This window comes from Pseudoalteromonas sp. MMG012, assembly GCF_018100875.1.
In the GTDB taxonomy this organism is placed as follows: Bacteria; Pseudomonadota; Gammaproteobacteria; order Enterobacterales; family Alteromonadaceae; genus Pseudoalteromonas; species Pseudoalteromonas aurantia.
This window is the reverse complement of sequence record NZ_JAGJEF010000159.1, coordinates 1-2,805: the sequence shown is the minus strand read 5'-3', so window position 1 is coordinate 2,805 and position 2,805 is coordinate 1. Positions and strand designations below refer to the sequence as shown.

At 37.8% G+C, this 2,805-nt stretch carries 1 protein-coding gene and 1 pseudogene; both read right to left on the bottom strand.

Going from position 1 to position 2,805, the window contains the following annotated elements; genetic code table 11:
* Positions 1-1,258, bottom strand: a pseudogene (locus J8L97_RS22635) (DNA replication protein); the annotation flags it as partial.
* 376 nt (positions 1,259-1,634) lie between these two features.
* Positions 1,635-2,600 (bottom strand): DUF5050 domain-containing protein, encoded by a 966-nt coding sequence (locus J8L97_RS22630; RefSeq protein WP_211052980.1) that lies wholly within the window; start codon positions 2,598-2,600, stop codon positions 1,635-1,637.
* Between the last annotated feature and the right edge of the window lie 205 nt (positions 2,601-2,805).

The window sequence follows — 2,805 nt, the reverse complement described above, 5'->3', positions numbered from 1 at the left end:
CGATATGCGACTCATTTAACTTGTCTACCTTTCTGAAGAATGAAATTGCACATACAGCAGTCATTAGTTTCTCATTTTCAACTACTTCTCTGATGTTTTCATTTTGACCAAAGTAGTCGTCGTATAATGATGCAACATTCTGTATGGATTCAATTTGATTCGTCTCAACAGCAACTTTAGCGGCCATCATGGCCAATCTAGCGTTCCCGCCTGATATTTCTTGAATTCTATGCTGATATTCGCTGTTTTTAATCTCGAACAACTCAACTACTAACTCTTTGATTTGTTCGTCTGTCAAAGGTTGAATTCTTTGTTCTTGAACCTCTGTGAATTTACTGGCTTGAGAAAGGACTGAGTCACGAGCATAATCTCTAACAGTTGCAATAATACGAAATGTTCTTTTTCCATCATTCTCGTTTAAATAGTGCAATATGTAATCAAGCCGGCTATCTAGACGGTTAGCATCATCGACAAATATTAAATATTCACCTGGTTGACTAAAGTGAGCCGTAATATCTCTTATTAAATCGGCACCTTTGTCAAACAAGCAATACACTTTTAAGGCTGGGTTATTTTTTTGCATTGCAATTGCAAGATTGACAGAAAATAGTGTTTTACCAACCCCTGCTGCCCCTGAAACAAGTAATAACCGCCAATGAAGTAACTGTTCTAAACCTTTGTCAATATTGTTACTTTGGAACAGTATCTTATTGTCTATAGGCGTTGTGAGATTATTTTTACCATACCTAGTTACGAAGTCATTTACGGAAAGCAGTTGCCCTGTATCAAGCGCTAACCCTAAATATTGTTCTGATAAAACGGGGTAGCAATTTTGTATGCTTAAAGATATTGAATCGAGTCCATTTAGGCTAAGTATTACGTTTCTTTTTTTACATAAACTTTTGAAATGATGGATTTCTCGGGTTGTTAAATTTCCTAAATAACAAACTATAATTTCACTTATTTGCTCACTTTTAATACCTGTTTTTTGTTCGTCGAAACACTTATTAATGTCATCTTCAAGCTTTTCAGCAAGCCGGTTTTGTTGGACTGTATATTCTGAAAATACGTAATACCCATCAGGCCGTATAAATAGACAGTCAGGAGTACCTTTGGTCACCCTATCCGTTGTACCCATCATCCCTATAGAGTTGATGTTTTCATAACCTTTACGATGCAGCCAGTCGTCGCATAACCTTTGAAAAAGGCCTCCTTCCAGCTCAAGTAACTTGCTTCTTATTTGATTTGCTATAGTCACTAGGTATCCTTACAAATAAGTTTTTATATTTTATTGCTTCAATAATGCATTTTTTCGACAAGAATGGGAATTACATCACATGTAGTTCAAGGAACAAATTTAGTCAGGTGTTTGTTTAAAGTAATTAGCGATCACCTTTCGGAGAATTTTTACTACTGGCTCTAAAACACTTTTGCCCAAAAACGAGTTTACTGGCGGTCTACTTCTCGCTCTTAACTGCCTGTCAGGTGGACTCTTAACCAATCTACCAGAAATGTATTTTTAGATATGTTATTAGTTACTAAATTTGTGAACTTCCCTGACTTTGCTAGATACAGATAAGAGTACCTGTATCTAGATGATGATTCTTGCCAACCCCCGATACGCCATATTGTTTTTATTGTTGTCTGGCGTGCGCTAACCTTTCCAGATAGTGCTTATCAATGTGATTGACAGTGGCTGTTTGAGACGCATTAATTAGCACTCTCTCAGTGGATGAGCCATCTTTGTCGACCTTATAAATATCATAAATTCCAAATACGTTCTGTGATGTAAAAAAGACTTTAGATCCGTCAGGAGACCAGGCAGGGTCACCATCTCTAATTCGGTTTCTAGTAAGCCGTGTTTGGTTGGAGCCATCGACGTTCATCACATAAACCTCTTGGTTACCATCTCGATTTGAAAGGTAAGCGATTTGGGTGCCATCAGGCGAGATCTTTGGGTTGAAGTTATCTGCATCATCATTGGTAAGTTGGATCACGTTACTACCATCGATATTGGCAATGCTTATTTGCGCTGCAGCCGTTTTAGAAAAGCGGCCTTTAGAATGAAAGAGTAGTCGTCCATCGGGCATATACTCTGGAGCGCCTCCCTCTAATCCTTTTATCTGGTGTTGTTCGGTGCCGTCTGAGTTCATCAGCCAAATTCCTTCTTGCATGTCGCCGTTTTTATCAGTGTACTCTCGGCCGAATACAATGGTTTTCCCATCAGAAGAAAAAGCAGGGCCGTAGTCCCAAGCGTTTTTTAAATTGGTTAAACGGCGCATGTTGGTGCCATCGATATCAGCGGTGTGAATAGACCAAGTTTTTCGTTTGTCGTATTTACCATAAAAAGCAATTTGCTTACCTGTAGGCGAAACAGCAGGGTAGCCGCCTGCGTTATTAGGAACATCAATAATTTTTATACGTTTCTTCCCTTGTTCATCGCTCAAATAAATTGATTTATTATCACCTTCTTTGAACCCATAAATAATGGAAAAAGGTTGGGAGGTCACTTTTTCATTCGTTTGACATCCAGTCGTTACGCTAAGAAAGCAGATAGAAAGCAGTAGACATTTTATTCCTGAAATTTTTTTAGATGACATAGAGCACCGTCTTTATTTTAATGAAAAATTTAGGGAAATTATAAAGATATTAAAGAGGTAAACATGACGTTTTACTGATTTTTCACTGATTCTTGACGCTATAGTATTTATAGGAGGTATTGAGTAACGGAGCGACTGTAGAATATCTGATCCATGATTTATTGGAGCAAGCACCTAGTTTTCGTGTAATTGAATTGACATCATA

Coding starts and splice junctions, on each gene's coding strand:
- J8L97_RS22630 (WP_211052980.1), bottom strand. CDS start 2,600: ATGTCATCTAAAAAAATTTCAGGAATAAAATGTCTACTGCTTTCTATC.